Source organism: Kitasatospora sp. NPDC051705, from assembly GCF_044453265.1.
Lineage (GTDB): Bacteria > Actinomycetota > Actinomycetes > Streptomycetales > Streptomycetaceae > Kitasatospora.
The window spans coordinates 77,226-101,043 of record NZ_JBITCO010000029.1; the positions used below are offsets into that span (position 1 = coordinate 77,226).

22 protein-coding genes are annotated in these 23,818 nt (G+C 72.4%); 10 read left to right on the plus strand and 12 right to left on the minus strand.

The window, feature by feature from the left end:
- Positions 1–24: 24 nt before the first annotated feature.
- Positions 25–1,539, plus strand: a complete 1,515-nt coding sequence (locus ACIA8Q_RS28350; protein ID WP_396317912.1) for an FAD-dependent monooxygenase — start codon at positions 25–27, stop codon at positions 1,537–1,539.
- 92 nt (positions 1,540–1,631) lie between these two features.
- Positions 1,632–2,375 carry an antibiotic biosynthesis monooxygenase gene (locus tag ACIA8Q_RS28355; RefSeq protein WP_360217343.1) on the plus strand — a complete coding sequence of 248 codons (744 nt, stop codon included), beginning with the start codon at positions 1,632–1,634 and terminating at the stop codon, positions 2,373–2,375.
- A gap of 69 nt (positions 2,376–2,444) precedes the next feature.
- On the opposite strand, the gene ACIA8Q_RS28360 is transcribed toward ACIA8Q_RS28355, so the two are convergent.
- From ACIA8Q_RS28360 to ACIA8Q_RS28375, 4 genes are all read right to left on the minus strand, one after another.
- Complete coding sequence (locus ACIA8Q_RS28360) at positions 2,445–4,325, minus strand: hypothetical protein (protein WP_360217341.1); 1,881 nt, start codon at positions 4,323–4,325, stop codon at positions 2,445–2,447.
- Positions 4,322–4,657 carry a 4Fe-4S dicluster-binding protein gene (locus ACIA8Q_RS28365; RefSeq protein ID WP_360217338.1) on the minus strand — a complete coding sequence of 112 codons (336 nt, stop codon included), beginning with the start codon at positions 4,655–4,657 and terminating at the stop codon, positions 4,322–4,324. The genes ACIA8Q_RS28360 and ACIA8Q_RS28365 overlap by 4 nt, the downstream gene beginning before the upstream one ends.
- 89 nt (positions 4,658–4,746) lie before the next feature.
- The gene (locus ACIA8Q_RS28370) at positions 4,747–6,249 is read right to left on the minus strand and encodes a glutamine synthetase family protein (protein ID WP_360217335.1); all 1,503 of its coding nucleotides are present in this window, start codon (positions 6,247–6,249) and stop codon (positions 4,747–4,749) included.
- 2 nt (positions 6,250–6,251) lie between these two features.
- Positions 6,252–7,565: an amidase family protein gene (locus ACIA8Q_RS28375; RefSeq protein WP_360217332.1), complete on the minus strand. Its 1,314-nt coding sequence runs from the start codon at positions 7,563–7,565 to the stop codon at positions 6,252–6,254.
- 277 nt (positions 7,566–7,842) lie between these two features.
- On the opposite strand from ACIA8Q_RS28375, the gene ACIA8Q_RS28380 reads away from it, so the two are divergent.
- The 3 genes from ACIA8Q_RS28380 to ACIA8Q_RS28390 are packed head-to-tail and all read left to right on the plus strand — an operon-like array spanning position 7,843 to position 9,588.
- The gene (locus tag ACIA8Q_RS28380; RefSeq protein ID WP_396317913.1) at positions 7,843–8,277 is read left to right on the plus strand and encodes a carboxymuconolactone decarboxylase family protein; all 435 of its coding nucleotides are present in this window, start codon (positions 7,843–7,845) and stop codon (positions 8,275–8,277) included.
- A 17-nt stretch (positions 8,278–8,294) separates the two neighbouring features.
- Positions 8,295–8,957, plus strand: coding sequence for a sulfotransferase family protein (locus tag ACIA8Q_RS28385; protein ID WP_360217326.1), 663 nt, complete (start codon positions 8,295–8,297; stop codon positions 8,955–8,957).
- Positions 8,958–8,976: 19 nt separating this feature from the next.
- A complete protein-coding gene (locus tag ACIA8Q_RS28390; RefSeq protein WP_360217323.1) occupies positions 8,977–9,588 on the plus strand; it encodes a dTDP-4-dehydrorhamnose 3,5-epimerase family protein in 612 nt (203 codons plus the stop codon).
- 186 nt (positions 9,589–9,774) lie between these two features.
- On the opposite strand, the gene ACIA8Q_RS28395 is transcribed toward ACIA8Q_RS28390, so the two are convergent.
- The gene (locus tag ACIA8Q_RS28395) at positions 9,775–10,803 is read right to left on the minus strand and encodes a Gfo/Idh/MocA family oxidoreductase (protein ID WP_360217320.1); all 1,029 of its coding nucleotides are present in this window, start codon (positions 10,801–10,803) and stop codon (positions 9,775–9,777) included.
- A gap of 196 nt (positions 10,804–10,999) precedes the next feature.
- On the opposite strand from ACIA8Q_RS28395, the gene rfbA reads away from it, so the two are divergent.
- Together rfbA and ACIA8Q_RS28405 are read left to right on the plus strand one after the other, a co-directional pair.
- A complete protein-coding gene (gene rfbA / locus ACIA8Q_RS28400; RefSeq protein WP_360217317.1) occupies positions 11,000–11,869 on the plus strand; it encodes a glucose-1-phosphate thymidylyltransferase RfbA in 870 nt (289 codons plus the stop codon).
- A gap of 56 nt (positions 11,870–11,925) precedes the next feature.
- Complete coding sequence (locus ACIA8Q_RS28405) at positions 11,926–13,002, plus strand: nucleotide disphospho-sugar-binding domain-containing protein (protein WP_360217315.1); 1,077 nt, start codon at positions 11,926–11,928, stop codon at positions 13,000–13,002.
- A 348-nt stretch (positions 13,003–13,350) separates the two neighbouring features.
- On the opposite strand, the gene ACIA8Q_RS28410 is transcribed toward ACIA8Q_RS28405, so the two are convergent.
- Positions 13,351–14,526, minus strand: coding sequence for a nucleotide disphospho-sugar-binding domain-containing protein (locus ACIA8Q_RS28410; RefSeq protein WP_360217312.1), 1,176 nt, complete (start codon positions 14,524–14,526; stop codon positions 13,351–13,353).
- A gap of 275 nt (positions 14,527–14,801) precedes the next feature.
- Here ACIA8Q_RS28410 and ACIA8Q_RS28415 point away from each other — a divergent pair, with 275 nt between their 5' ends.
- The 3 genes from ACIA8Q_RS28415 (at position 14,802) to ACIA8Q_RS28425 (ending at position 16,787) form a co-directional block, all read left to right on the plus strand.
- Positions 14,802–15,062: a hypothetical protein gene (locus ACIA8Q_RS28415; RefSeq protein ID WP_360217309.1), complete on the plus strand. Its 261-nt coding sequence runs from the start codon at positions 14,802–14,804 to the stop codon at positions 15,060–15,062.
- Positions 15,063–15,130: 68 nt separating this feature from the next.
- Positions 15,131–16,402: an adenylosuccinate lyase gene (gene purB, locus ACIA8Q_RS28420; protein ID WP_387900750.1), complete on the plus strand. Its 1,272-nt coding sequence runs from the start codon at positions 15,131–15,133 to the stop codon at positions 16,400–16,402.
- Positions 16,386–16,787, plus strand: a complete 402-nt coding sequence (locus ACIA8Q_RS28425) for a GNAT family N-acetyltransferase (RefSeq protein ID WP_396317914.1) — start codon at positions 16,386–16,388, stop codon at positions 16,785–16,787. Before purB ends, ACIA8Q_RS28425 begins: the two co-directional genes overlap by 17 nt.
- A gap of 392 nt (positions 16,788–17,179) precedes the next feature.
- On the opposite strand, the gene ACIA8Q_RS28430 is transcribed toward ACIA8Q_RS28425, so the two are convergent.
- The 6 genes from ACIA8Q_RS28430 to ACIA8Q_RS28455 form a co-directional block, all read right to left on the minus strand.
- Positions 17,180–18,958, minus strand: coding sequence for an ABC transporter ATP-binding protein (locus ACIA8Q_RS28430; protein WP_396317915.1), 1,779 nt, complete (start codon positions 18,956–18,958; stop codon positions 17,180–17,182).
- Between the two features lie 21 nt (positions 18,959–18,979).
- Positions 18,980–20,200, minus strand: coding sequence for a ketosynthase chain-length factor (locus ACIA8Q_RS28435; protein WP_360223252.1), 1,221 nt, complete (start codon positions 20,198–20,200; stop codon positions 18,980–18,982).
- Positions 20,197–21,471: a beta-ketoacyl-[acyl-carrier-protein] synthase family protein gene (locus ACIA8Q_RS28440; protein ID WP_360223255.1), complete on the minus strand. Its 1,275-nt coding sequence runs from the start codon at positions 21,469–21,471 to the stop codon at positions 20,197–20,199. Before ACIA8Q_RS28440 ends, ACIA8Q_RS28435 begins: the two co-directional genes overlap by 4 nt.
- Complete coding sequence (locus tag ACIA8Q_RS28445; protein ID WP_360223258.1) at positions 21,468–21,794, minus strand: TcmI family type II polyketide cyclase; 327 nt, start codon at positions 21,792–21,794, stop codon at positions 21,468–21,470. The genes ACIA8Q_RS28440 and ACIA8Q_RS28445 overlap by 4 nt, the downstream gene beginning before the upstream one ends.
- 406 nt (positions 21,795–22,200) lie before the next feature.
- The gene (locus ACIA8Q_RS28450) at positions 22,201–23,190 is read right to left on the minus strand and encodes an ABC transporter permease (RefSeq protein WP_387900754.1); all 990 of its coding nucleotides are present in this window, start codon (positions 23,188–23,190) and stop codon (positions 22,201–22,203) included.
- On the minus strand, positions 23,177–23,818 hold a 642-nt coding region (locus ACIA8Q_RS28455), incomplete at its 5' end, for an ABC transporter ATP-binding protein (protein WP_363365747.1). The genes ACIA8Q_RS28455 and ACIA8Q_RS28450, both read right to left, overlap by 14 nt.

The window sequence follows — 23,818 nt, forward strand, 5'->3', positions numbered from 1 at the left end:
GGAACGACCGGTTGTGAAGAACGGATGCGCAGGGAAGGCAGGAAGAGGACAGTGCAGGACTTTGACACGGACGTGATCATCGTGGGGGCCGGCCCCACCGGTCTCATGCTCGCGGGCGAACTCCGCCTGGCGGGGGTCGAGGCCGTCGTACTGGAACGGCTGACCGAGCCGATGCGGCAGTCCCGCGCACTCGGCTTCTCGGCCCGGACCATGGAGGAGTTCGGCCAGCGCGGACTGCTGGAACGGTTCGGCGACATGGGCGTCATCCCGATCGGCCACTTCGGCGGGATGCCGCTCGACTACACCATCCTGCCGGGCGGCAACTTCGGCGTGCGCGGGGTGCCGCAGGCGCTCACCGAGTCGATCCTGCACACCTGGGCGACCGGACTCGGCGCCGGGATCCGCCGCGGCTGGGAGCTCACCGGCCTGACCGCCGGGGACGAGGGCGTCGAGGTGCGGGCCGACACCCCGGAGGGCCCGCGCGCCCTGCGCGCCCGCTACGTGGTGGGCTGCGACGGCGCGCGCAGCGCCGTGCGCAAGCTGTCCGGCATCGACTTCCCCGGCCACGAGGCCACCATCGAGATGCTGATGGCCGACGTCACCGACGTCCAGGTGCGGCTGCGGCCCACCGGTGAGCTCGGCGACGCGGGCATGGTCGTGGTGCTGCCGGTCGGCCCGGACACCACCCGGGTCGTGGTCTTCGAGCGCGGCGCGGGCGTGCGCCCGACCACCGAACCGCCCACCTTCCAGGAGGTGGCCGAGGCGTTCAAGCGGGTGACCGGCGAGGACATCAGCAGCGGCACCCCGCGCTGGCTCAGCTACTTCACCGACTCCACCCGCCAGGCCTCCGAGTACCGCAGGGGCCGGGTCTTCCTGGCCGGCGACGCGGCGCACATCCACATGCCGATCGGCGCGCAGGGCATCAGCGCGGGCCTCGGCGACGCCGTCAACCTCGGCTGGAAGCTCGCCGCCGAGATCCACGGCCACGCCCCGGAGGGGCTGCTGGACACCTACCACGCCGAGCGCCACCCGGTCGGGGACCGCATCCTCGCCAACACGCTCTCCCAGCGCAGCCTGTACCTGGGCGGCCCCGAGATGGCGCCGATGCGCGCGGTCTTCGCCGAACTGATGGCCCACGAGGACGTCCGCAAGCACCTGGTCGGCATGGTCACCGGCCTGGACATCACCTACGGGGCCGCCGAGGGCGACCACCCGCTGCTCGGCCGGCGGCTGCCGGAGTTCCCGCTCCCCGACGGCCCGGACGGCGCGCCGACCGTCTTCGGGCTGCTGCACGGCGGGCGCGGCGTCGTCCTCGACCTGCGCGGCGACGAGGCCCTGGCCGCCGCCGCGGCCCCGTGGACCGACCGGGTCCCGGTCGTCACCACGGCGGCCCGGCCGGAGGGAGCGCTCGCGGACGTCGAGGCGCTGCTCGTCCGGCCGGACGGCTACATCGCCTGGATCGGCTCCGGCGGCTCCGGCGCGGCCGGCCTGACCGACGCCCTGGGCCGCTTCTTCGGCGCCCCCCGTGACACCCACTGAGACGGACACCAGGACCGGACGCCCCGCCACCGCGGGCGTTCCACGCCAGCCACGTCCACGCTGACCAAGTCCACGCTAACCAAGGAGGAAGCATGCCGTTCATCAACCCCGAAGACGGGCACCTGACCGTCCTCAACCTGTTCAAGACCGACTCCCGCGACCGCGTGGACACGCTGGTCAAGGAGATGTCGAAGATCGTCGACACCGCGGACTTCCCGGGCTGGATCTCCAGCACCGTGCACCGCGGCGAGCACACCCCGGGCACCCTGAACTTCATCCAGTGGCGCGGCATGGACGACCTGGAGTCCCGGTACAACGACAGCGAGTTCAAGCACCACACCGTCCCGGTCTTCCGGGAGATCACCACCTACGTCCGGCTGATGCAGAACGAGGTGGAGTCGAGCCTGCGCCACCCGTCGCTGGGTGACGTCACCGAGGTCTCCCCGGACCGCGACGACTACACCGTCATCGAGGTGCTCGGCGTGGACCCGGCCGACCAGCGCGCCCTGGTCGCCCACGAGAGCACCGCCCACTCCTGGCTGCTGGACGTCCCCGGCTACCGCTCGCGGACCGTGCTGCGCGGCATCCGGTCCCGCAACCTGCAGGGCGGCGACAGCACCCTGGCGACGGTCGGCACCGACAACGACTTCGTCGTCGTCTACTCCCAGTGGGCCGGCAAGGAGGCCTACGACGCCTTCCGCACCCAGGCCGAGGCCGACTGGTCCACCGCCCGCAGCGGCTTCGGGGCCAAGCGCGGTTCGCTGATCACCAGCGCCGATTGGAACGGCTACCGCCCGGTGCACACCCGCTCCGCGGGCGACCCGGTGGCGGTCTGACCCCCGCACCGCACGAACCCCGAAGGGGCCCCCGGCAGTCAGCCGGGGGCCCCTTCGGGGTTCGTGCGGTCAGCCGGCGATCGAGTCCCAGTGCCACCGGGAGTCGAAGGAGGAGACCTCGACCTGCGCTCCGGCGGCGACCAGCGCCGCCGCCCGGCTCGTCGCCCGCGCGACGAACCCGGAGAGCCGGTGGGCCGCCAGCAGGTCCTGCTCGTCGAAGGGCAGGCCCTCGCAGCGCAGCAGCCGCAGGTCCATGAAGCCGTTGAACGTCCGCCCCAGCACCTCCACGGCCTGCGGGCTGCGGACGGTGAAGCGGACCCGGGCCGCGACGTGGCCGTTGTGGTGCTGGTCGGAGTAGTACGCGACGTCCGGGATCACCGGCGGCACGAAGTGGTCGCGCGCGGCGATCTCGGGCACCTTCGGGAGGTTGCCGACCAGGAAGTGCCACGAGTTGTACTGCATCCGCGAGGAGATCGCCCACGCGGTGTCGGCCAGGTGCGCGGCGGAGCCGCCGAAGAGCCGGCGGGAGTCCTCCGACGGGACGACGCAGCAGAAGAAGTGCGGGATCTCCCACTCGGCGATCCTGGCGTACTCCTCGGCGCGCAGCGCCGCGATCAGTGCGGGGAGCGAGCGCATCCCCCGGCTCATCGCGAAGTCGGCGTCGAACACCGCGGTCGCCGCGCGCACGCTCTCGTGCACCAGGGACTCCAGCCCGGTGCCGAAGGCGCCGTGCGGTCCGGCCAGCCAGTCCGGCGACGCCGCGACGGAGGCGGTCAGCTCGTCGAGGGTGTCCCCGGCGACGGGGAGCCGCTCGCGCAGCCGCGCGCAGAGCTCGGCCTCCAGCCGGCGGGCGTCGTCCTTGACCGGGCCCGCGACCCGCTCGATCTTGTGCATCAGCGGGCCGTAGATCTCCCGGTAGAGCTGCACCCTCCCGACGAGCTCCCGGCGCCGCGCGGCCAGGGCCCCGGCGAGGGCGTCGAGCGCGGCGACCCCGTGCCCGTCCGGGGCCGGTACGGGCGGCAGCTCCCCGGCGGCCGCGTTGTAGGCGGTGCGGGTCCGCTCCAGCAGCAGGGCCACGTGGTCGAGCGTCAGCTGGGTCCCGTTGGCCTCCTCGATCCGGGCGTAGCCGGCCGAGCGGACCAGCAGGGTGAGGCAGACCACCAGGAGGACGTCGCCGTCCGCCCACAGGTCGAGCGGCACCGTCCCCAGGCTGGTGAGCGTGCAGTCGGGGTGGCCCGGCCGCAGCGTCTTGCCGGTCAGGTTGTTCCGGTCGCGGAAGTTGGTGTACTGGCGTTCGCCGACGTAGAGGACGAACGGCGCGGTCCGCAGCGCCGCCTCCTTCAGGGTGTCGAGCAGCTCGCGCCGGCCCTCGGGGCCGGCCGCCGCCAGCCACCGGCGGCCGTCGGCGACGGACTGCCGCCAGCGCTCGGCGGCCAGGGCCAGTTCGGTCCGGTAGGCGGCGAGGTCCTCGGCGGTCCAGGGCACCCGCAGGACGCCGTCGACCAGGTCGGCGGTGTCGCTCAGTGCGCCCCGGGACGGGACGCGGACGGCGAGCCGGCCGCTGCGGTCCAGCCCGATCTCGCCGAGGAACGCGGTGGCGGCGTCCCCGGGCCGGTCGGGGGCCCGGCCGTCGTCCCGCCAGGACCGGCCGACCAGGACCTTCAGCGCGGCCTCGTCCTCGACGGGCAGCGCCCGCAGCTGGATGTCGGCCGGGACGTGCCCGGCGAGGGTGAGCAGCGTGTCCACGGCGGTGGCGAGGTCCGGCGCGGCCGCGGCCCGCCGCCAGGTCTGCGCGAGCAGCGCCGGGAAGCCGGAGTCCTCGGGGGTCAGGTAGTCGGGCCCGCCGGCGCCGGCGGGGCGGCCGAGCCGGCTGGGCCGCCGGCTCTGCCGGGCCTTGGCCAGCGCCGCGCTGCGGGTGAGGGTGTCGTCCCGCTCGGTGGGCAGGGTCATGAAGTGCCCCTGGCGGTGAGGTCGACGTGGTCCCACATCCGGTCCTCGGTGGCGGTCCACTCCTCGTCCACGTAGATGCAGTCGACGGGGCAGACCATCACGCACTTGGGGCAGCCCGAGCAGAGTTCGGGGATGATCTGGACGTTGAGCCCGTTGTCGAAGATCGCGCCGAACTCGGCCGGGCAGCTGCGCAGGCAGGTGTCGCAGGTGATGCACTCGGACGTCTCGATGCGGCGCGGCGGCTTCTTCCAGTTCTCGTCGCGGGACCGCCGGGCGATCCGTTCCTCACGCGCGGTGGTGGTGACTGAAGGAGTGTCCTTCACCCATGGCATGGTCTTCTCCTCACAAGTGGTGGCCCGTCAGGTCGTGCGGGACTGCTCGTGCGGCGGGCGCCCGGCGGTCGGGCGCCCGTGCGGGTGGCTCAGAACGCGCCGAAGTACTCGCGCTGCTCCCATTCGGTGACGCCGCCGGGCGCGCTCTCCGGGAGCTCGGCCGCGCACCAGGTGTCGAACCGGCGGGCCTCGCTCTCCTTGAGCTTCGCCAGGCAGGACTTGAGCGGTGCGCCGAGCAGTCGTTCGGCGCGGTCGCTCGCGCGGAAGGCCTCGAGTGCCTCGTGCAGGGTGCGGGGCAGCGGCCGGTGGGCGGCGGGCTGCTCCGGAACGCCGGCGAGCAGCCCGTCGAGGCCCGCGTGCAGCTGGGAGGCGATGGCCAGGTAGGGGTTGGCGCAGGGCTCCCCGATCCGGTTCTCGACGTGGGTCGAGCTGCCGCCGCTGAGTATCCGGACCATAGCGCTGCGGTCCTCGAACCGCGAGTCCACCGAGGTCGGCGCGAGCGTGAACTCCGGTGCCAGGCGCCGGTATCCGTTCACGGTCGGCACGGAGAGCAGGCAGAACTCGCGGGCGTGCGACAGCAGGCCCTCGGTGTAGGCCCGGCCCTCGGCGGAGATGGCGTCCTGCAGGCCGTCGCCCTCGGCGAAGAGGTTGACGCCGGTCTTGGCGCTGGTCACCGACTGGTGGAGGTGCCAGCCGCTGGGGTCGAAGCTGTCCAGGCGGGGCAGCGTCATGAACGAGGCGTGGTAGCCGCGCCGCCGGCACTCCTGCTTGAGCTGGGTGCGGAACAGCAGCATGGCGTCGGCGGCGTCCAGGGCGAGCATCGGGTTGAAGGTGGTCTCCAGCTGCCCGGGGCCGGACTCGTGCTCGAAGGAGCGCAGCGGCAGGCCGAGCCGCATCAGCATCGCGGCCAGCGGGTCGGCGACGTGGGCCACCGAGTCGTAGGCGCTGTCCAGGTTGAACTGGTAGCCGGGGTTCACCGCCTCGACCTGCGGGGCCGGGCCCTGCAGGCCGAAGCCGTTGCCCTCGTTGCCCACCGGGCCGCCGGTCAGCCGGGTGAGGTACCACTCGACCTCGAGGCCGATGACCGGGGACAGCTCGTGCCGGGCGTAGTCGGCGCAGACCCGGCGCAGCACGTTGCGGGCGGAGAGCGGGTGCGGCGTGCCGTCGCGCAGGTACTCGTCGCCGAGCACCCAGGCGGTCCGCGGCTCGGTCCGCGGCAGCACCTGGAAGGTGCGCGGGTCCGGGACGAGCACGAAGTCGCCGGCGCCGCGCAGTTCGCCGACCCCGACGCCGGCGTCGGCGAGGAAGTCGACGGCGACGGCGTGGCCGGTGTCGAAGAGGAACGGCCCGGCGCTGAAGTCCATGCCGTTGCGCAGCACCGAGCGGAACACGCCGGCGGGCACGGTCTTGGAGCGGGCGAGCCCGTGCGGGTCGCAGAACACGACCCGGACGAGGTCGACCTCGTCCAGCTGGAGCTCGACCTGCTCGGCGGCGGCGGCCTGCCGTTCGTCCCAGAGCCCGAACTCGGCGACGAACGAGGGGCGCCCCACGCTCTCGTCGCCGCCGTGCAGGGACCATGACCTGGAAACCATGATCATCTTCCTTCCGTTGTGATGCCGGGGGGAGTGAGGGTGAGGCCGAGCGCCGTCTCGACGAGTTCGGCGGTCGAGAGCACCAGGCCGTCGGCACCGACCCGGCCCACGAGCTGGAGCCCGACCGGGAGCCCGGCCGGGGTGAGGCCGACCGGCAGCGACAGCGCGGGCTGGCCGGTCAGGTTGAACGGGTAGGCCGCGGGGGCCCACGACAGCCAGCGCAGGTCCTCGGGGTCGGCCGCCCACGGCGGGGCGATCGCCTCGGCGGCGAACGCCTCGATCGGGACGGTCGCCATCGCCAGCAGGTCGTGGGACTCCATCACCGAGGCCAGCCGGGCCCGCAGGGCGAGCCTGGTCTCCTCGGCGCGGGCCACCGCGGCGGCGCCCAGGGAGCGGCCGTAGCGCACGATCGCGAGCCGGCCCGGGTCGCACCCCGGGTCGTCCTCCGGCGCGGTGCCGTGGGCGTCGGCGGCGGCCAGGATGTCCACCAGGGCGCGGTACGGGTCGGGGAACGGCACCTCGATCCGGTCGACCCGGTGCCCCAGCGCGGCCAGCACCGGCAGGACGCCCTCGGTGACGTCGCGGACCGGCCCGGACGTCCCCGGGAACTCGATCCAGCCGATGCGCAGCCCGGCGGGCTCCGCCGCGGCCACGAGCGGCGTCGTCCCCGAGTCGGGGTCGCGCGGGTCGGCGCCGCCGAGCACCGCCGTCAGCGCCGCGGCGTCCGCCACCGTCCGCGCCAACGGCCCGACGTGCGAGAGCCGTTCGGGGCAGGGCGGCACGTAGGGGATCCGGCCGTAGGAGGGCTTGAAGCCGACCACGCCGCAGAACGCCGCGGGGATGCGCACCGACCCGGCACCGTCGGTGCCGAGCGAGGCGGTGCACAGGCCCGCCGCCACCGCGGCCGCCGAGCCGCCGCTGGAGCCGCCGGCCGTCCGGCCGAGCGCCCAGGGGTTGCGGGTGGGGGAGGAGACCCGGCACACGGTGCTCGCGCTCCAGCCGTACTCCGACGTCGTCGTCTTCCCCACGACGATGGCGCCCGCGGCCCGCAGCCGGGCCACGGACGGGGCGTCGGCGGCGGGCCGCCGGTTGGGCAGCAGCGAGCCGCGCCTGGTGGGGAGGCCCTCTGTCTGGATGAGGTCCTTCACCGATACCGTGACGCCGAGCAGCGGCCGGTCGCGGAAGGCGGCCGGGCCGAGGGCGGCCAGCAGACGGTCGGCCGCCTCGGCCTCGCGCAGCGCGCGGGCCTGCGCGACCTCGACGTACGCGCCGAGGGAGGGGTCCGTGGCGCGGATCGCGCCGAGCACGTCCAGCACGTGCCCGGCGACCGTGGAATGACCTTCGAGGAGGAATTTCCGGGTTTCGGGAATGCTGCGGCAGATCGACTGCCTCGTCGTTGTGGTGGGGACTGACACGAGTCCACTACAGGACATCGGCCGAATTTCCCGCAACTTGCCGATTGCCGGTGTTGCATCTGCGTGCATTCCTCAGTTGAACGGGATTTCTTGCGAATGCGGCGGGCTCCTAGCAGCATGTTTCGGAAGGTAATTCAGGCGCACTTATCACTCAGGAGAAGACCCGATGACCCCACGGATGGACAACCCTTCTCTGGTCGTTCCCGGCACCCTGCAGCCCCTGCTCGACCTGACCGAGGTCATCGGCAAGGTCGGAGTGCCGCAGTCGACCCTCGACCTCATCCGGCTGCGCGTCAGCGAGATCAACGGCCGGGTCTACCTGCTCACCGACGAGCCGGGCAAGGACGGGCCGAAGGACGAGCGTCTGCCGCAGGTCGCCACCTGGCGCGAGGAGTCCTGCTTCACCGGAGCCGAGCGCTCCGCGCTGGAGATGGCCGAGGCGGTCACCCTGATGACCGACCCGCAGGACATGGCCTCGGACGCGGTCTGGGAGGACTCCTCGCAGTACTACACCGACGAGCAGCTCGGCGCGCTGGTCATGCACATCGGCCTGGTGAACTTCTGGAACCGCGTCAACGTCGCCACCAACCAGGAACCCGCCGTCTGGCGCTGAGAAGGAGCCCGACCACCGTGTTGAAGCTCATCAACGCCGGCCTGGGCAGGACCGGCACCACGTCCCTGCAGGTGGCCCTGGACCGGCTCGGTCTCGGCCCCTGCTTTCACATGTTCGACATCGTCGGCGACGAGACCCGGCTCAAGGAGTGGGAGAAGGTCGTCTGCGACGGTGCCGAACCCGACTGGGCCGCGCTCTTCGAGGGCCGCACCTCCGCCGTGGACGGCCCCTGCGCCGTCTACTACCGGCAGATCAGCGAGGCCTTCCCGGAGGCCAAGGTGATCCTCACGGTGCGCGACGCCGAGGGCTGGTACCGCAGCACCCACGACACCCTCTTCCAGTTCGTCCTGCGCAGCGCGGAGAACCCGCCGGAGCCCGGCTCCCACCAGGACCGGCTGCTCCGCGTCACCAGCACGATGGTCTGGGACGGCATCTTCGGCGGCCGGTTCACCGACAAGGACCACGCCATCGAGGCGTACCACCGGCACAACGAGGAGGTCGTGCGGGCCCTCGGCGCGGACAACGTCCTCGTGTACGACGTCAAGCAGGGGTGGGAGCCGCTCTGCGCCTTCCTCGGCGTCGAGGTCCCCGAGGAGGACTTCCCGCACGCCAACGACTCCGCGGCCATGCGGCAGCGGATCGCCCAGGCGGCCGGCGCCGGTCCGGCCCCGACCGGTTGAGCCAGCGAGGGAGCATTCGGTGCTGATCACGGAAATGACGGTCCCCGGCGCGTACCGCGTCGAGCCGGAGACCCTGAGCGACCGCCGCGGGTACTTCTTCGAGTCGGTGAAGACCAGCGCCCTGCTGGCCGCCAGCGGCTGGGAGTTCGCGGTCCGCCAGGTCAACTACTCGGTGTCGAGGCGGAACACCCTCCGGGGCATCCACGGCACCAAGGTCCCGCCCGGCCAGGCGAAGTTCGTCACCTGCGTGCGCGGCAGCGCGCTCGACATCGCCGTCGACCTGAGGGTGGGGTCGCCGACGTTCGGCCACTACGACGTCACGTACCAGAGCCCGGAGACGGGGACGGCGGTGTACCTGCCCGACGGGATCGGTCACGCCTTCCTGGCCCTGAGCGACGACACCTGCATGAGCTACCTCTGCTCGCAGGAGTACGTGCACGGCACCATGATCGACGTCGACGCGCTCGATCCGGCCCTGGGCCTGCCCTGGGACCTGAAGGAGGAGCCGATCCGCTCGGACAAGGACGCCGCGGCGCCCACCCTGGCCGAGGCGGCGGCGGCCGGCCTGCTGCCCACCTACGAGGAGTGCCTCCCCCGGCCCTTCCCCGCGCTGGTGAACGGCGGCCGCTAGCGGCCGTGCCGGAACGCCGGAGCACCCCGCCGGCCGGACGGCCACCGACCGGGACGCGCCCGCACCACGAGCATCCGCACGACCGCGGGACGGGCAGGCGCACGACGCCAGCACGACGCCAAAGGGAACGGCAGCCGGAGTCCGCGGACTCCGGCTGCCGTTCCCTTTCCCCTTCCCGTGACCGCCTCACCCGGTCCCGCCGACCGGGCCCTCCTGGCCCAGGGCGTGCTCGCGGATCCGGGCCATCAGGGCGGCCTGCCGCACCAGCTCGTGGTGGTGGGCCGGCCGCGCCGCCGGGTCGCGGACGGCGTCGTGGAAGGCGGTGAAGACGCCGAGGAACTGGTCCGAGGCGGGGGCGGTGATCAGGGTCTCGCGGTCCCGCTGCTGGAGCCGCAGGACGGGGCGGGCGTCCCGGGAGGGGGTGAAGGCCCACTCCAGCACGAGCCGGCCCTCGCTGCCCCAGAGGTCGTAGGTCGACCGGTAGCTGTGCGACAGGCCGAAGGAGCAGTTCGCGGTGACGCCGTCGTCGCCGCGCAGCAGCGCCACCCCGGAGACGTCCACGCCCAGGCCGCCGTCGAACTCCAGCCCGGCGCCCAGGACCCGCGCGGAGTCCCCGAGGTACTCCTGGGCCGCGCGGACGGGGTAACAGCCGACCTCCCAGAGCGCCCCGCCACCGAGGTCGGCCTGGTACTTGATCCCGTTCGGGTCGGTCGGGGGGATGCCGAACGCGCCGTTGAAGGCCCGGAGCCGGCCGATGGCCCCCTCGGCCAGCAGGGAGCGCGCCAGCTCGTGCTGGGGGTGCCGCAGGAACGCGAAGTTCTCCATGATGAGCAGTCCGCGCTCCTCGGCGAGCGCCACGAGGGACCGGGCGGTCTCCTCGCTGGGCACCGCGGGCTTCTCGATCAGGACGTGCTTCCCCGCGCTCAGCGCCCGGTGCGCCCACTCCGCGTGCTGGCTGTTCGGCAGCGGGATGTAGACGGCGTCGACGCCGGGCGTCTCGAGGAGCCGGTCGTAGCCGGCCACGGCCTCGCAGTCGAACGGGGCCGCGACGCTCTTGGCCTTCTCCTGGGAGCGGCTGGCCACCGCCACCAGGTGGAACGGTGACTGCCGGATCGCCGGCAGGGCCCTCCGGACGGCGATGTCGGCGCACCCGATGATGCCGATGCCGGGGCCCCGCTCGGATTCGTGAACGGGTGACAGATCTTCGATTTTCACAGGTCCACCTAAGCGACAAGAGGAATTCACGTGCCTGAATCGGGATGAGGTCAGCGTAGGTAGCCGCCGCTTTGTCCGTCAACACCCGCGGATAAACGCGGCCCCGGGTCGCAAGGTCTCTTTCGGTCGCCACTTCCCCCGATATAAAGTGCGGTCATTCGCCTAATTGGCACGAATCCACTGAGGAGGCGGCACGGTGAAGGGCATCATCCTGGCCGGCGGCAATGGTACGAGGCTCCATCCGATCACGCTCGGTGTCTCCAAGCAAATGCTCCCGGTTTACGACAAGCCGATGATTTACTACCCGCTGTCGGCCCTCATGCTGGCGGGGATCACCGAGATCGAGATCATCACCACCCCCGAGGACCAGGAGATGTTCCGCCGGCTGCTGGGCGACGGCTCCTGGCTCGGCATCACCCTCACCTACGCCGAGCAGGACAAGCCCCGGGGGCTCGCCGACGCCTTCCTGGTGTCCGAGGAGCACATCGGCGACGACTCGGTGGCCCTCGTGCTGGGCGACAACATCTTCCACGGCTACGAGTTCGGGCCCATGCTCCAGCGGGCCGCGCAGGACCTGGAGGGCTGCGTCCTCTTCGGCTACCCCGTGCGCGACCCGGAGCGCTACGGCGTCGGCACCGTCGACGAGCGCGGCCGGCTCGTCGCGATCGAGGAGAAGCCCGAGAAGCCGCAGACCAACATGGCGATCACCGGGCTCTACCTCTACGACAACCAGGTCGTCGACATCGCGCGGCAACTCCGGCCGTCCGAGCGCGGGGAGCTGGAGATCACCGACCTCAACCGGGTCTACCTGGAGCGCGGCGAGGCCACGCTCATCCCGCTGGGCCGCGGATTCGTCTGGCTCGACACCGGGACCCACGACGCGCTGATGGAGGCCGGGGACTACGTGCAGGTCCTGGAACACCGTCAGGGCGTGCGCATCGCCTGCCTCGAGGAGATCGCCTGGCGCATGGGCTACATCGACCAGGAGACCTGTTTCCGGCTCGGCAGCCGTCTCGCGAAATCGTCCTACGGCCAATACATCATGGAAATGGCGCAGGCCGGCTGACCGAGCGGGGTCCCGGAACACCGAATTCCCCTCCCACCGAAAGAGGTTCGATCGCCGTGAAAATCCTGTTCACCGTCGGGGGCAGCCAGGCGGCCGTCTTCGGCGTCGCCCCGCTCGCCGCGGCCGCCCGGAACGCCGGCCACGAGATCCTGGTGGCCGCCGACGAGCCGCTGATGGCCGCCGCGGCCTCGGTCGGCCTGCCCGCCGTCTGCATCACCCCCGAGCGCATGCGGTACGGCCAGGAGGCCATGACCGCCACCGCCCGCATCGACGCCCTGCTGGAACTGACCGGGGCCTGGACCCCCGACCTCGTGGTCGGCGGCCTCTCCCACGTCCCGCGGGCGCTCGCCGCCAAGCTGAAGGTCCCCTACGTCCGGCACATCTGGCACATCGCCCCGATGGCGCGCCGCGACCGCAAGGCGGTGGAGGAGCTGCAGCCGGAGCTGGAGCGCCTCGGCCTGTCCGAGCTCCCGGCCCCCGACCTCTTCATCGACCTCTGCCCGCCCTCCGTCCGCCCGGCCGGCGCCCCCGAAGCCCGGTCGATGCGCTGGGTGCCCCGGGTCAGCCAGCGCCGGGTCGAGCCCTGGATGTACACCCGGCCCGAGGGCCGGAAGCGGGTGCTGATCACCGCCGGGACCCGCAACCTCGTGCTCGACGCCGCCGGGAGCTCGCTGCGGGGGCTGGTCGACGGGCTCACCGCGGCCGGGGCCGAGGTGCTGATCGCGGCACTGCCCGAGGCCGCCGAGCAGTTCGGCGCGGAGCTCGGCGACGTCCGGATCGGCTGGATCCCGCTGGACGTGGTTGCCCCCACCTGCGACCTGGCGGTCCACCACGGCGGCGCGACCACCGCCATGACGCTGATCAACGCGGGCGTGCCGCAGCTGATCATCCCCGACAACGGCTACGGCAAGGCCGTCGCGGAGGCCGTCCGCGACTTCGGCGCCGCCCTGATCGTCGACAAGCACCGGCCGGAACCGGGCCGGACCCCCGACGAGGTGATCGCCGCCGGCTGCCGGGAGATCCTCTCGGACCCGCGCTTCGCCGAGCGGACCCGGCTGCTCGCGAAGGAGAGTGCGTCGCTGCCGACCCCGTCCGAGGTGCTGCGGGAGCTGGAGGCCCTCGTCGCCCCCTGATCCCGTGCACCAGATCGTCGCCATGCCGGCCGGTAGTCTCACCGGCCGGCATTCCGTTTGCCCGGACGGGCTGACGGGCTGACGGGCTGACGGGCTGACGGGCCGGCGGACGGGCGGCGGCCGGGCGCCGGGCGGCCGGGCAGGGGCGCCGCGCTACGCCCCGGGGCCTCCGTCCGTGGCGCTGGCCCGCCCCGCGGGGCCGCGGAAGGCCGCCGCGGCGGCCCGCCACCGGCGGTCGTCCGCCGTCGGCGCGCGGGCCGGGAAAACGCGGATCGCCCCGAAGCCGACGGAGGGGGCTCCGTGGTCTCGGGGCGATCCGGGTCACCGGGGGCGAACCCGCCGGGTGGGTCAGACGAGCGCCTCCAGCTTGGGCACGATCTCGCCGGGGGTCGGCAGGGACGCGATCTCCTTGGCGAGGAACTGGGTCCGCTCGGTGTAGCTGGGCGTCTCCAGCAGCTCCTTGCAGGCCGCGGCGATCACGGCGCCCGGCTCCTTGTCGGGCTCCTGCTCCTGCGGCCACAGCGTCTTGGCGGCGCCGAAGTCGCTGATGGCCTTGGCGATGGCCTCCCGGTGGTAGTTCGGCGGGAACTCCGGCGGGTTCTCCGGGATGATCAGCTGCGGCACGCCGTTCGCCATCAGGGTCGTGGCGGTGGTGGCGCCACCGTGGTGGACCGCCAGGTCACAGGTGGCGGCGGCGACGTCGACCGGGATCCAGCCGACGCGGGCGTCGCCCAGCTGCGAGCCGAAGCGCTCGGCGGCACCGGGGGAGGCCGCGATCAGGACCTCCGCGCCCAGCTTGTCCAGCTCGCTGACCAGCAGCGGCATGGACCAGCCCGGGTCGCGGAACATCAGGCTGCGGAAGCCCGAGGTGACGAGCACGCGACGACGGCCCTCGGGCTTGGTGTACATCCACCGCTCGAGCCGGCGCTGCGGGTTGCTCGGGATCCAGCGCACGGACTGGGCGGCGGGGTCGTGGGACGGGCGCAGCGACGGCGGGGTCGAGTCGAGCAGCAGGTCGGGCTTGAGCAGCCCGTCCACGCCCAGGCGCTCCAGCTCGGGGCGGAGCTCCTCCTCGGCGCCGGGGTCGATGCCGGTGAGCGGGATGCCCAGGTACTCGACCTGACGGACGTACGGGACCTTGAGGTGGGCGGCGAGCAGCATCGCCGCGTAGCTCTGCGAGCTGCCGACCACCACGTCGGGGGTCCAGTCCTTCGCCAGCTCCAGGAGGGACTCCACGCCGGCCAGACCCATCCGGGCGAAGCCGCGGCCCTGACCGATCATCTCCTGGTCGCCGAGCTCGCGGGGGAAGCGCAGGCCCCGGCCCGGGTTGGTGATCCGCATGAAGTGCCGGATCGGGTCGACGGTGAAGCAGAACGTGGGCAGGCCGATGGCCTCCGCGGTCTCCACCCACGGCTCGTGGGCGGCCAGGATGACCTGGTGGCCCGCGTTGCGCGCGGCCGTCGCCAGCGGGGCGGCGGCGTAGTAGGTGGCCTGGCTGCCTGTGGTGATGAACAGGATTTTCATGGCACTCCGGATGCTTTTTGTGAGACGGCCTGACGCATTTATGGGCTGCATCGATGTTCCCCAGTGGCGGCTTTTTCTGTCAATCACCGGCAATTGGCGGCGGTGTTCGATTGCGGATTTCGCGCAGTTGAACGGGATGAACGCGGGCCTCGTTTTCACGGGGTCGACGATGGCAACATCGAAGAAGTCAGCACCGTCGGCGGCCCACCACCATGGGGTCACCGCGTGTGGCGACGAAGCCGCAGGAAATCCGATACCGAAAGACGGTGGCACCCATGAACAGCCTGATCTACAACGCTCGCATGGCGCTGCGCGACATCATGGAAGTGAACATCTACTCGCAGGGCAACGACAAGGTCTACCTGACCGTTTTCCCGGACCTCGTCTGGGAGGGCACCGAGGAGACGCAGACCGAGAAGGTCATCCAGTTCGTCCTGGGCCGCCTGCACGACATGGAGATGGACATCGCCGGCGAGGACGCCGTGCAGACCCTCCTGGACGGCAAGGCCGTGGAGATCGTCCGCAAGGCCGCCTGAGCAAGCCGCTGCGCCGTGCCTTCGCGTCCGCGGGGCCCGGTGGCCATCCCCGAGGAGGTACGTCGGTCTTGATACCCCGTTATTCACTGCCCGAGATGGCGGAGCTCTGGTCGGACCAGGCCCGGTACACCACCTGGGCCGAGGTGGAGGTCCTGGCCTCCGAGGCGCAGGCACTGCTCGGGCGGGTGCCCGAGGGCGCGCTGGCGGACATCCGGCGGGCGCGGGTGCCGTCGGCGGCGCGCGTCGCGGAGCTCGAACGCGAGCGGGACCACGAGATCCTCTCCTTCCTCGCCGCGTTCTGCGAGGACCTGCCGGACGACTCGGCCCGCTGGGTCCACCACGGCATGACCAGCTACGACCTGGTGGACACCGCGCTAGGGTCCACCCTGGCCCGGGCCTGCGACGTCCTGATCGGCGCCACGGCCCGCCTGCGCGGGGTGCTGGTGGAGAGGGCGGTCGAGCACTGGGACACCCCGTGCATCGGGCGCACCCACGGCATGCACGCCGAGCCCACGACCTTCGGCCACAAGCTGGCCGGCTTCGCCTTCGCGGTCGACCGCTCGGTCGGGCGGCTGAGGCAGGCGCGCGAGCAGGTCGCGGTCGGCACGATCTCCGGCTCCGTCGGGACGTACGCGCTGATCGACCCCTTCGTCGAGGAGCACGTGTGCGCGGCCCTCGGCCTCGGCGTGGAGCCGGCGCCGAGCCAGGTCGTGGCCCGCGACCGGCACGCCCAGCTCGTCGCGGCGATCGCCACGCTCGGCGCCTGCGTCGAGCAGATCGCCGTCGAGGTGCGGCTGCTGTCCCGCAGCGAGGTCCGCGAGGTGGAGGAGCCCCGGACCGTCGCGTACCAGGGGTCCAGCGCCATGCCGCACAAGCGCAACCCGACGACCGGCGAGCGCCTCACCGGGCTGGCCCGGCTGCTGCGCGGGTACGCCGGGACGATGCTGGAGAACGTGGCGCTCTGGCACGAGCGGGACCTGTCCCACTCCTCCGTTGAACGGGTCGTCCTGCCGGACGCCATGACCGTCGCGCACTACCAGGTGACCTCGGCGGCCGACCTGGTGCGGGGCCTGCAGGTCTTCCCCGGCCGGATGCGCGACGCGATCGACCGGACCAACGGGCTGGTGTACAGCTCGGCGGTGCTCGCCGACCTGCTGGAGGGCGGGAGCGAGCGGGAGCGGACCTACCGGATGATCCAGGACGCCGCGAACGGGGAGGACTTCCTCGGCCGGCTCAGGGCCGAGGGGGTCGCCACGGACCACCTGGGACCGGAGCGCTTCCTGGTCCACCATGACGTCATCTACAAGCGACTGGAGAGCCTTCGTGAGCTGGAGCATTGAGCGGGAGAGCGGTCCCGACCTCGACCTCGAGGAGGTTCTGCGGGTCTACCGGGAGTCCGGCCTCGGCGAGCGCCGGCCGGTCGACGAGACCGAGCGGATGGCGGCCATGGTGCGCAACGCGAACCTGGTCGTCACCTGCCGCGTCGACGGCGAGCTCGTGGGCATCGCGCGCAGCGTCTCGGACTTCGCCTACGTGACCTACCTGTCCGACATCGCCGTCGTCCGCAGCCACCAGCGGTCCGGCATCGGCCGGGAGCTCATCGAGGCGACCCGCAAGGAGGCGCCGCAGGCCAAGATCGTCCTGCTGTCGGCCCCCGCCGCGACGGAGTACTACCCGCACATCGGCTTCAGCGCCCACCACTCCGCCTGGGTGCTGAACCCCTGAGTCCGTGAGGGTCCGCCCGAAGTGCCCCGCGCCGGCCACCGGCGCGGGGCACTCGTGGTTCCCGGGGGCGGGGTGGTCCGCGGGGGTGGGCGCCGGGGGCGACCGTGCCGGAGCGGACGGCTCGCCCGCGGCCGCGGCGGGGACGGTGCGGCCGGCGGCCGGGCGACGGACGGCGGGTCGCTCGCCGACGGGTGCCGCACCGCCCCCGCGGTCCCACGGCGCGGCGGTGGCCCCCCACCCGGCGGCCGGGCCGGGGGCACCGACACGGGACGAGGGGACGGGCGCCGTGACGGGACGGCGCCAGGGCGGGACGACGGGACGGCGCCCCCGGGAACCCTCCCGGTGGCGCCGTCCCGTCGTCTCGGTGCGGGCCGCGCTCTCGCGGCGCCGGCTCAGGCGACCGCCATCTCGGTGTCGCGGTTGACGAGCGCCGCGTAGTGGCCGCCGAGGGCGAGCAGTTCCTCGTGGGTGCCGCGCTCGGCGACCCGGCCGCGCTCCAGCACGACGATCTCGTCGGCGTCGCGGATGGTCGACAGCCGGTGGGCGACCGTGATGGTGGTCCGGCCGGCGCTCGCCGCGTCGATGGCCTCCTGGACGGCCTGCTCGGTCTGGGTGTCGAGCGCGCTGGTGGCCTCGTCGAGCACCAGGATGGGCGGGTTGCGCAGGATGGCCCGGGCGATCGCCAGGCGTTGCTTCTCCCCGCCGGAGAAGCGGTACCCGCGCTCGCCGACGACCGTGTCGTAGCCGTCCGGCAGGGACATCAGGTAGTCGTGGATGTGGGCGACCTTCGCCGCCGCGACGAGCTCCTCGTCGGTCGCGGCGGGCTTGGCGAAGCGGAGGTTGTCGGCGACGGTGGCGTGGAACAGGTAGGTCTCCTGGGAGACCACGCCGACCGCGGCCGAGAGCGTCCCGAAGGACAGGTCGCGCACGTCGACGCCGTCGATCGTGACGGTGCCGGTGGTCGCGTCGTACAGGCGCGGGATGAGGTAGCTGAGGGTGGTCTTGCCCGAGCCGGTCTCCCCGACGATGGCGAGGCTGCGCCCGGCCGGGACGGTCACGTCGACGCCGTCCAGCGTCGGCCGCTCCGCCCCCGCGTAGGAGAAGCCCACCCCCCGCAGGCGGACCTCGCCCCGCAGCACCGCCGGCTCGACGGGCCGCTCCGGCTCGGCGACGTCGACCGGCAGGTCGAGGTACTCGAAGATCCGCCCGAACAGCTCGAGCGAGCTCTGGATGTCCAGCCCGATGGTGAGCAGCCGCTGGGCCGGGCGGAACAGGCTCTGCTGCAGGGTGGTGAAGGCGACCAGGGCGCCGAGGGAGATGGCCATCCGGCCGCCGTGCGAGGTCAGCCCCGCCACCCAGTAGATCACCGCGGGCATGGAGGCCATCACGATCCAGATGGTGGACTGGTACCAGAGGCCGGCCGTGCTGGCGCGCACCTCGATGCCGGTGAGCTTGCGGGACTGCCGGGCGAAGTTGTCGCTCAGCGACCGTGACCGGCCCATGGTGTGGCCGAGCATGATCCCGCTGACCGAGAGCGACTCCTGCACGATCGAGGAGAGTTCGGAGAGCTGGTGCTGCCGCTCCCGGGAGATGACGCGGCGCTCGTCGCCGACGTGGCGGCTGACCCAGACGAACCCCGGGAGCATGATCAGCGAGGCCAGCGTCAGCCGCCAGTCGAGCAGGACCATCGCGGTGGTGGTGGCGATGACGATCGTCAGGTCCGACACCAGCGCGGTGGCGGTGGTGGTCACGGTGACCTGCATCCCGCCGATGTCGTTGGCGATGCGGGACTGCACCTCGCCGGTGCGGGTCCGGGTGAAGAAGGCCAGCGACATGCGCTGGAGGTGGGAGTACACGGAGGTCCGCAGGTCGTGCATGACCAACTGGCCGACCTTGGCGGACACGTGGGTCTGCCAGACGTTGAACGTGCTGGTGGCGATCGAGACGAAGATCATGCCGAAGGCGAGGAGCGACAGCAGCCCGGTTCTGCCCTGCGGCAACGCCACGTCCATGATCTCGCGGATCAGGAAGGGGTTCACGAGGGAGACCAGGGACGAGCCCGCGACCAGGGACGAGACGAGTAACAGGTTCTTCCGGTACGGGCGGAACAGCCTGAGGATGCGTCTCTTCTGGACGGGAGGCTGAGCGGTGGACGACCCGGTGGTGCTCACCCTGGTCTCCTTCTCTTGTGGTCAGTTCCAGTCGACGGAACGCAGGACGAGGGCGGAGTTGAAGCCGCCGTGGCCCCGGGCCAGGACGAGTGCCGTGGTCACGGGCGCGTGCCGCGGCTCGGTGACCAGATCGAGGTCGTAGTCGGGGGAGGGGGTGACGTTCGCGGTCGGCGGGATCACCCCGTCGCGCATGGCCAGCAGGGCGGTGGCGACGTCCAGCGGGGCGGCGCCCGACCCGAGCCGGCCGGTCATCGTCTTGGGCGCGGTGACGGGGACCGCCCGGGGCCCGAAGAGCCCGGTGATCGCCGCGGCCTCGATCCGGTCGAGCTCCGGGGTGGCGGCCGCGTCGGCGAAGACGACGTCGACGTCGCCCGGCGACAGGCCCGCGTCGTCGAGCGCGATCTCGATCGCCTTGCGCAGGGTCGGCTCCCGGCCGCTGTCCGGGCCCGGGTCGAAGGTCGCCCCGTAGCCGCTGATCTCGCCGTACACCCGGGTCGCGCCGCGCCGGCGGGCGGCCTCGGCGTCCTCCAGGATCAGCAGGGCGCCGCCCTCGCCGACCACGTGCCCGGTGGCGTCGGCGTCGAAGGGGAGGTAGGCCCGGTCGGGGCGCTCCTCGGTGGTCATCCTCCCGGTGGTGAGCTGGGCCGCCCAGCCCCACGGGCAGATGGCGGCGTCGACGCCGCCGGAGAGGATCAGGTCGCTGCCCTTGCGGATCAGTCGGCGTGCGTGGGCGAGGGCGTCGAGGCCGCCGGCCTGGTCGCTGACGACCACGCCGCTGGGGCCGCGCATGCCGTGCCGGATGGAGATCTGGCCGGTGTTCACCGCGTAGAACCAGGCGAAGGACTGGTAGGCGCTGACGTACTGGCTGCCCTGGCTCCACAGGTTCTGGAGCTGGTCCTGGCCGAACTCGAAGCCGCCGGAGCTGCTGGCGGTCATCACGCCCATGCCGTACTCGTCGGCCGCATCCGTGCACACCCCGGCGTCGGCCAGGGCGTGCTCGGCGCCGACGAGGGCGAGCTGGGTCATCCGGTCGGTCTGCGGGATGAGCCGGCTCGGCAGGTGTTCCTGCACGGTGAAGCCGTCCACCTCGCCGGCGAGCTTCGACGGGTACTGCTCGGGGTCGAAGCGCTTGATGCGGCCGATGCCGCTCCGGGACGCGCGGGTGGCGTCCCAGTAGTCGTCCACGCCGAAGCCGTTCGGGGAGACGACGCCGATGCCGGTCACCACGACCTGGGTGCTCATGCCGCGGTGCCCCTGTCCGGTCGGGCGAGGACCATCGCGCTCTGGAAACCGCCGAATCCGCTGCCGACCGTCAGCACCGTGTCGGTGTGCCAGTCGCGCGCGGTCAGCGGCACGTAGTCGAGGTCGCACTCGGGATCCGGCTTGTGCAGGTTCGCTGTCGGGGGCACCACGTGGTTCTCCATGGCCAGGACGGATGCGGCGATCTCGATCGAGCCGATCGCGCCGAGCGAGTGGCCGACCATCGACTTGATCGAGCTCACGGGGGTACGGCGGGCGTGGTCGCCGAGGCTGCGCTTGAAGGCGCTGGTCTCGTGACGGTCGTTCTGCTTGGTGCCCGAGCCGTGCGCGTTGATGTAGTCGACGGCCTCGGGGTTCAGCCGGGCCTCGTCCAGCGCGACCCGGATGGCCTCGGCCATCTCGCGGCCGTCGGGGCGCAGTCCGGTCATGTGGAAGGCGTTGCAGCGGCTGGCGTAGCCGGCGATCTCGGCGTACACGTGGGCGCCGCGCCGGCGTGCCGACTCCAGCTCCTCGAGGACGAACATCGCCGCGCCCTCGCCCAGGACGAAGCCGTTGCGGGTGAGGTCGAACGGCCGGGAGGCGTGCTCGGGGTCGTCGTTGCGCGGGGTGGTGGCCTTGATCGCGTCGAAGCACGCCACGGTGATCGGCGAGATCGGCGCGTCGCTGGCACCGGTGATCATCACGTCGACCGAGCCGTCGCGGATCAGTTCGGCCGCGTAGCCGACCGAGTCGATGCCGGAGGTACAGCCGGTGGAGACCACGGTCGAGGGGCCCTCGGCGCCGACCGCCCAGGCGACCTCGGCGGCGAAGGAGCTCGGGACGAAGTAGTTGTAGAGGTGCGGGACGGCGTACTCGTGGTCGACCAGGCCGAGCCGGCCGCCGTCGCTGACCACCCGGTACTCCTCGTCGAGGCCCATGGTGGCGCCCACGGCGCTGCCGACCGCCACGCCGACCCGGTGCGGCGCGAGGCCGGGCAGGTCCAGGCCGCTGTCCGCGAGCGCCTCGCGGGCGGTGACCAGGGCGAACTGCGCGGCGCGGTCGGTGCGCCGGATCTCCTGCGGGCCGAGCCCGTGCTCCCACGGGTCGAAGTCGACCTCGGCCGCGACGCGCGAGCGGAACGGCGCCGGGTCGAAGAAGGTGATCCCCCTGGTCGCCGTGCGGCCCTCGCTGAGCAGGCTCCAGAAGTTCTTCGCGCCGATTCCCCCCGGTGCCACCACCCCGACGCCGGTGATGACCACCCGCCGGCCCGTCATTCGGACTCCCAGGTGTAGAACCGCTGGGCCATGGCGTCCGCGGGGGAGCGCCAGGTCGACGGGTCGTAGGCCTGGATGAACGGCTTGAGGTCGTCGCTGATGCGGACGAAGCGCGGGTCGCCCTTCGCCTGCTCGATGAGCCGGCCGCCGTTGTCGTCCTCGAAGTCCTGGAGATGGAAGTACAGCCCGTTGTACATGAAGAGCTGACGTCGCCGAGTCCCCATGCGATGCGGCATCTCGGTCTCGTCGAAGGCGCTGAAAAGCCGAGCCACCTCAGCGCTCGAACGAGGGTCCATCTTGGCCACTATTAGATTGCTGTGCATTTGACCGCCTCCTCAGGGGGTTTACCGGGACTACCGCAGATCCTTGACCAGCGCCGCCCACCGGGCGAGCTCCTCATCCGACAAGGGGGGCAGACAGGGCTGGTCGGCAGGTGGGATTCTGAGGTCCCGCCATTCGTAGGGGGGACACACTCCGGTCGCCGCCCGCCCCATCCACATCAGACCCTCGGCGAAGTTCTTCCATAGGGATCGCAGGACGGACCTGGGTCTCGCGCCCATGTCAATCTCCAATCATCGGGGAATATCGCCCATCGCCACGATGGGTGAAGCCCCTCAAGGGGGGGTCGGGAGGGCGTCGAATTCCACTGGAGAGCGCGATGGGACGGGAAAAGGGCGGTTCCGTGGCGGAACCGCCCTTTCCGGTGTGGCCGGGGGGGATGGTGAGGTGTCAGTGTGAAGCGGCCAGCAGCCCGCGGTTGCGCAGCACCCGGCGCTCCAGCGGGGTGAAGACCAGCAGGTCGATGGCGACGCCGACGACGAGGATCAGGACGATGCCCAGCAGCACGCCCGCCATGTCCGAGAACTCGCGCTGGTTCTCCAGGTACCGGCCCAGGCCCAGGCCGAGGTCGGGGGAGGAGGCGATGAGCTCGGCGGCCATCAGCGAGCGCCAGGAGAAGGCCCAGCCCTGCTTGAGGCCGGCCAGGTAGCCGGGCAGCGCGGCCGGCAGCAGCACGTGCCGGGCGCCGCGGGCGCCGGTCGCGCCGAGCGTGCGGCCGGCGCGCAGCAGCAGCGGCGGCACCTGGTCGACCCCGGCGATCAGGCCGTTGGTGATCGAGGGCACCGCACCGAGCAGGATCACCGCGTACATGGCCGAGTTGTTGATGCCGAGCCAGATGACGGCCGCGGGCACCCAGGCGACCGAGGGCAGCGACTGGAGGCCGGACAGCACCGGGCCGACGGCGGCCCGCAGCGGCCTGACCTGCGCGACGAGCAGACCGATCGGCGTGCCGATCAGCACGGCCGTCAGGAAGCCGGAGACGCCGCGCCAGACGCTGGTCCAGATGATCGAGAAGAGCGTGCCCCGGTCCCAGAGATCGGTGAGCGCGTGCCAGACGTCGGCCGGGCTGGGCAGCTTGTCCGGGGTGGTCAGGTGCAGGCCGTAGGCGAGCTGCCAGAGGCCGAGGACCAGGGCGACCCCGAGCAGCGGCGGCAGCACCCGCTGACGCAGCCGGCGGCCGATCGGGGTGCGCTGCGCCGGGGCGGTCTCCAGCGCGTCGAAGCCGGCCACGACGCCGGCGGCGTCGGTGGCCGGGTCGCCCGGTACGGCGGGTACGGCGGGTGCGGAGGTGCCGCCGGCGCGGCCGGCTCCCCCGGCGGGTCCGCCCGGCCGGGGGAGCCGGCCGGGGAGGGCGTCGGGGAGGATGTCAGTGCTGGCCATGGCGGCGGATCTCCCCACGTAGGTGTTCGGTGATCTCGATGGACAGGTCGGACACCCCGGCGGACTCGATCCGGCGGGGTTGCGGCAGGTCGATCCGCCACTCGCGGGCGACCCGGCCCGGGCGGGAGGAGAGCAGCACGACGCGCTGACCGATCCGCACCGCCTCGCGCACGTTGTGGGTGACGAACAGGACGGTGAGCCGCCGTTCGGTCCAGATCCGGATGAGCTCCTCGTGCAGCAGGTCCCGGGTGATGGCGTCGAGCGCGGCGAAGGGCTCGTCCATCAGCAGCACCTCGCCGCCCTGGGCGAGGGCGCGGGCCATCGCGACGCGCTGGCGCATGCCGCCGGACAGCTCGTGCACCCGCTTGTGGTGGGAGCCGTCGAGGCGGACGAGTTCCAGCAGGCGTTCGGCCTCGGCGCGGCGTTCGGCGCGCGGGACGCCGGCGAGCTTGAGGGCGAGTTCGATGTTGCGTCCGGCGGTGAGCCAGGGGAACAGCGCGTGGTCCTGGAACATCAGGGCGGGGCGGCCGCCGGGCACCTCGATGCTGCCCGCGGTGGGCCGGTCGAGGCCGGCCACCAGGTTGAGCAGGGTGGACTTGCCGCAGCCGGAGGCGCCGAGCAGGGTGAC